At 67.0% G+C, this 4241-nt stretch carries 4 protein-coding genes; 2 read left to right on the top strand and 2 right to left on the bottom strand.

Annotated features, from left to right (window positions below; translation table 11 throughout):
• The first annotated feature begins 609 nt into the window (after positions 1-609).
• Positions 610-1548: an O-antigen ligase family protein gene (locus tag MEICH_RS26205; protein ID WP_245587717.1), complete on the top strand. Its 939-nt coding sequence runs from the start codon at positions 610-612 to the stop codon at positions 1546-1548.
• Here the strand turns inward: MEICH_RS26205 and MEICH_RS0119660 are convergent.
• Complete coding sequence (locus tag MEICH_RS0119660; RefSeq protein WP_027894009.1) at positions 1534-2451, bottom strand: RluA family pseudouridine synthase; 918 nt, start codon at positions 2449-2451, stop codon at positions 1534-1536. The two genes, MEICH_RS26205 and MEICH_RS0119660, sit on opposite strands and share 15 nt — an antisense overlap.
• Positions 2452-2557: 106 nt before the next feature.
• Positions 2558-3451, bottom strand: a complete 894-nt coding sequence (locus MEICH_RS0119665; protein ID WP_084542440.1) for a universal stress protein — start codon at positions 3449-3451, stop codon at positions 2558-2560.
• Positions 3452-3528: 77 nt separating this feature from the next.
• On the opposite strand from MEICH_RS0119665, the gene MEICH_RS0119670 reads away from it, so the two are divergent.
• Complete coding sequence (locus MEICH_RS0119670; protein WP_027894011.1) at positions 3529-4167, top strand: HD domain-containing protein; 639 nt, start codon at positions 3529-3531, stop codon at positions 4165-4167.
• Positions 4168-4241 lie beyond the last annotated feature (74 nt).

A 4241-nucleotide genomic window follows, 5' to 3' on the forward strand; every position in this document is an offset into this window, starting at 1 on the left:
TGGCTTTGAGCCAGTCATCCACCAGGATGAAGACCCTCAAAAACAGTTCCTCTAGGCTATGCTGATAGCGGGGATGGTTTCTCATAGCAATGAAGACCATCTCCCTTTTCTTCCCCCATTTCAAGTAGCAAACCACGTTATTTCGTTTCTAAGCCCTCGGTATCAACCCTCGAGGTTGCGAGCGGGATAACCCAGTTCACTTATTCTGGCGTGGTCGCCAGCGAGTTGGTATGGCTTTTCCCACGGGTAATGTTGCTGGTGATGATCGGGGTGTTCGGGATTTTGCAGGCTCGAGGCTTGCAATCCTACCGAAATCCCTTCAGCTACCTGTTGCTGTCTTACCTCTTGCTCGTGGGGATCGCTACCGTAAATGCTCGTGACGACGATTTATCCGCGATTCTCCTAGGGGCGGAGAGCCGGATGGACGGCCTTCTTTACCAAATTGGCCTGGTTCTGACGTCTCTTTTCATCTACCGGGTGTTGCGTGAAAACCGCCAAGCCTGGCCGCTTCTGCTGTCCGGGTTGGTGGTCGTGGGTGTGGTCGAAACGGCCGTAGTGGTGTTGCAGCGGCTAGCCCTGGACCCTGTCGGGCCGCTGACTCGAGGCTTCATGTACGAGGCTCCGGTGGGCACCATCGGCCACCCCGGGATGGTGGCGGGGTTCATGGTCGTCGTGCTGGTCGGCGGAATGGGCCTGTTCCTACGGGCGAGCGGGACGGCTCAGAGGGTGCTCTTGGCGCTGGCGCTGCTAACGGTTGCTCTGGGGTTGGGCATTACCACCAACAAGGCCTCGGTCTATGCCCTGATCGCTGTCCTGGTGCTGTGGAACCTGCTCCGGCGCGAGCGCTGGACGTTAGGGCTTTCCGTGGCCCTGCTCGCCATGGTTCTCAGTGCGCAGAGCCTCGTGCCCAACCGCCTCGACTTTAATCGTAGCCTCACCGACCCCGCGACCGGGAAAACCCGCCTGGTCATCTGGGAACTGGCGTTGAAGGCGGCGACCCGGTTGCCGCTGAGCCCCCTGATCGGGAGCGGCCCGGACGGGTTCCGCCTGGCCCTGCTGCGCCACATCCCGCCGGAGGACCTCATGCGGGAGTACCGCCTCGAGTACGGCTGGCCCCCCGAGGCGACGATCCGGGAGATCCAGACCCTCTACGAGCCGGGCGACCCCATCCGCTCGAAGGCGTTCCTGGTCTTCCTCGACAACTACAAGAGCGACACGGGCAAGCAAGGCCTGATCTACAAGGTGTACCTCGACAAGGCCCACAACCTCCTGCTCGACCGGCTCATCTCCTACGGGCTCTTCGCCGTGCTGATCACGGTGGTGCTCTACCTGTGGCCGGTTTGGCGGCTGATCCGTAAGGCCAATGTGTTCGAGCAGTCCATCCTCGTCGCGCTGCTGGCGGCGTTCTTGTACTACCTGTTCTGGTTCCCGGTGGTGCAGGTCGAGCCCATCCACATGGTCTTCGTCGCCATGGCCTGGGCCATGCTCGGGAAGCCGGCTGCTGCAAAGCCTGCTGAGGAGGGTGCGGCCGAGCTAGCCCGCGCTTAGGGCGGCCTCGAGGTCGCCGCCCCCCAAAGCCTCCCAGGCCTGGGCCATGTCCTCGGGGATGGGGGCCCGGAACTCCAACAGCTTCCCCGTCCTCGGATGGGGAAGCCGCAATTCGTAGGCGTGGAGGGCGTGGCGGGCGATGTGGGGGCTGGGCTTGCCGTAGACCTCGTCGCCCAGGATGGGGGCGTGGAGGTGCTTGAGGTGGACGCGGATCTGGTGGGTGCGGCCGGTGTGGGGGCGGGCGTCCACGAGGGCGAAGACCCCGGCGGTTTGCAGCACCACGAAGTCGGTCTCGGCGTAGCGGGCGGCGACGCCGCCCACGCTCATGCGGGTGCGGTCTACGGGGTGGCGGCCGACGTCGGCGATGAGCACGCCCTCCTTGGGGACGCCCACGGTGATGGCGACGTAGCGCTTGAAGACGCTGCGGCCCCGGAAGGCTTCGGCCAGGCGGCGGTGGGCGGCCTCGTGGCGGGCGACCACGATGACGCCGCTGGTGTCCTTGTCGAGGCGGTGGACGATGCCGGGGCGCACGAGTTCGGGCTTCTCGCCCTCGGCGGCCCGCAGGCCGTAGCGGCCCAGGATGGCATTGACCAGGGTGCCCGAGACCACGCCGGGGGCCGGGTGGGTGATCATCCCGGCGGGCTTGTTGACGACCACGAGGTCGGCGTCTTCGTAAAGCACCTCGAGCTCGACCTCTTCCGGCTCGACGGTGGCGGGTTCGGGGGGTGGGGGCTCGAGCTCGACGGTTTCGCCCTTGAGCTTGTAGCCCGCCTTGGTGATGGGCTTGCCGTTGACGAGCACCAGCCCCGCCGCGATCCACTCCTGGGCCTTGGCGCGGCTGGTCTGGGCTTCCTGAGCTAGGGCCTGGTCGAGGCGCACCCCTTCGGCGCTGAAACGCAACACGGGGGTATTGTGGAACGCCGGAGGCCAAAGGTCAAACGCCAAACGCAAGACGCAAGACGCGGAACGCAAAACGCAAAACTCCTCAGCCCTGGACCCTCGACGCCTCTCACGCCGGGCGGCCCTGGGGGCGGTTGGGCACCACGAGTACGGGGACTGGGGCGTGCAGGGCGACTTTTTGGGCTACGGAGCCGAGGAGGAGGCGGCCGAGCCAGCCGCGGCCGTGGGTGCCCATGACGATCCAGTCGTGGTCCTGGGCGGCTTCGACGATGGTGTCGGACACGTCGTCGCGGCGGAGGAGCTGGGTGTGGGCCTCGACGCCTTCGGCGTGGGCTTGCTTCATGAGGGCCTCGAGGCCGTGGTCGTAGCTCTGGCGCAGGACTTCGGCTTGTTCGGGGGGGATGTCGCGCGGGACGAAGGCGGGGGGCATGGGGATGAGGGTGCTGGGGTTTTGCAGGACGCTGAGGAAGGTGACCCGGGCGCCGAAGCGGCGGGCCAGCATCAGGCCGTGCGTCACGGCCCGCTGGCTGGGCTCGCTGGTGTCGGTGGGCAGGAGCAGGGAGCGGGGCGGGATGGGCGCGGGGTGGCGCACCAGCAGCACGGGGACGGGGCTGTGCTGCAGGACCTCCTGGGTGACCGAGCCCAGGGGCCAGCGTTCGGCACCCCCCGCGCCACGGGGGCTCATGAGGATGAGGTCGCGGGAGCGGGCGGCCTCGAGGATGCTGGGCACGGGGTAGCCCTGCACGCCCTCGAGGGAGGCATCGATCCCGGCGTCGGCAGCCATCTTCTGCGCCTGGCTGAGCACCTGCTCGGTGGCTGCCTGGCGGTCGAGGTCGAAGGGGACGACCACGCTGCCGAGGGCGGTGGGCACCAGGCTGATCTCGGGGAGGGCGTAGAGGAAGGTCACTTGGCTGCCCAGCCAGCGGGCGAGCTCGAGGCCGTAGCTCAGGGCGTTCTGGCTGGCGGGGCTGCCGTCGGTGGGCATGAGGATACGCGAATACATGAGCCGCCTCCTTTCCTTCTCACTTTAGGGCTTGGGTATGAGAGGAATGTCCATGCCAGGCCGTATGCTGGCGTGCGATGGAACCGCACGCCCACGTTCGAGCGCTGGCCCGCCGCGTACACGAAGACTTCGCCGCCGACCCCAGCGGCCACGACTGGTGGCACGTGTGGCGGGTGTGGCAGACCGCCCGCCGGCTGGCCCTAGCCGAGGGAGCCGACGTCTACGTGGTCGAGCTGGCCGCGCTGGGTCACGACGTGGAGGACTGGAAGCTCGAGCGCCCCCACGGCACCCTGCGGGGCTGGCTCGAGGAGATCGGGGTAGGGGAGGGGGTCATCGAGGCGGTCGAGGACATCTGCCGCCGGGTGAGCTTCAAGGGCGCCGGCGTGCCCGACGAGATGCCCACCCTCGAGGGCCGCGTGGTTCAGGACGCCGACCGCCTCGACTCCATCGGCGCCATCGCCATCGCCCGCACCTTCGCCTACGGCGGGGCCAAGGGCCGCCTCCTGTACGACCCGGAAGAAGAGCCCGTCCTGCACGGCTCCTTCGAGCACTACAAGTCCTCGAGCTCGAGCAGCCTGATGCACTTCTACGAAAAGCTCTTCCTCCTCAAAGACCGCCTCCACACCGCCTCAGCCCGCGCCCTCGCGGAGGAACGCCACGCCTTCATGGAGCGCTACGTCGAGCAATTCCTCGCGGAGTGGGAGGGGAGAGCGTAGGGGGGATTGGGTTGCGGGGGCGTGTGGCCTATGGCTCGTGGCGTGTGGCTCGTGGCGTGTGGTTTACCCCTCCC

Source organism: Calidithermus chliarophilus DSM 9957 (genome assembly GCF_000430045.1).
Taxonomy (GTDB): Bacteria; Deinococcota; Deinococci; order Deinococcales; family Thermaceae; genus Calidithermus; species Calidithermus chliarophilus.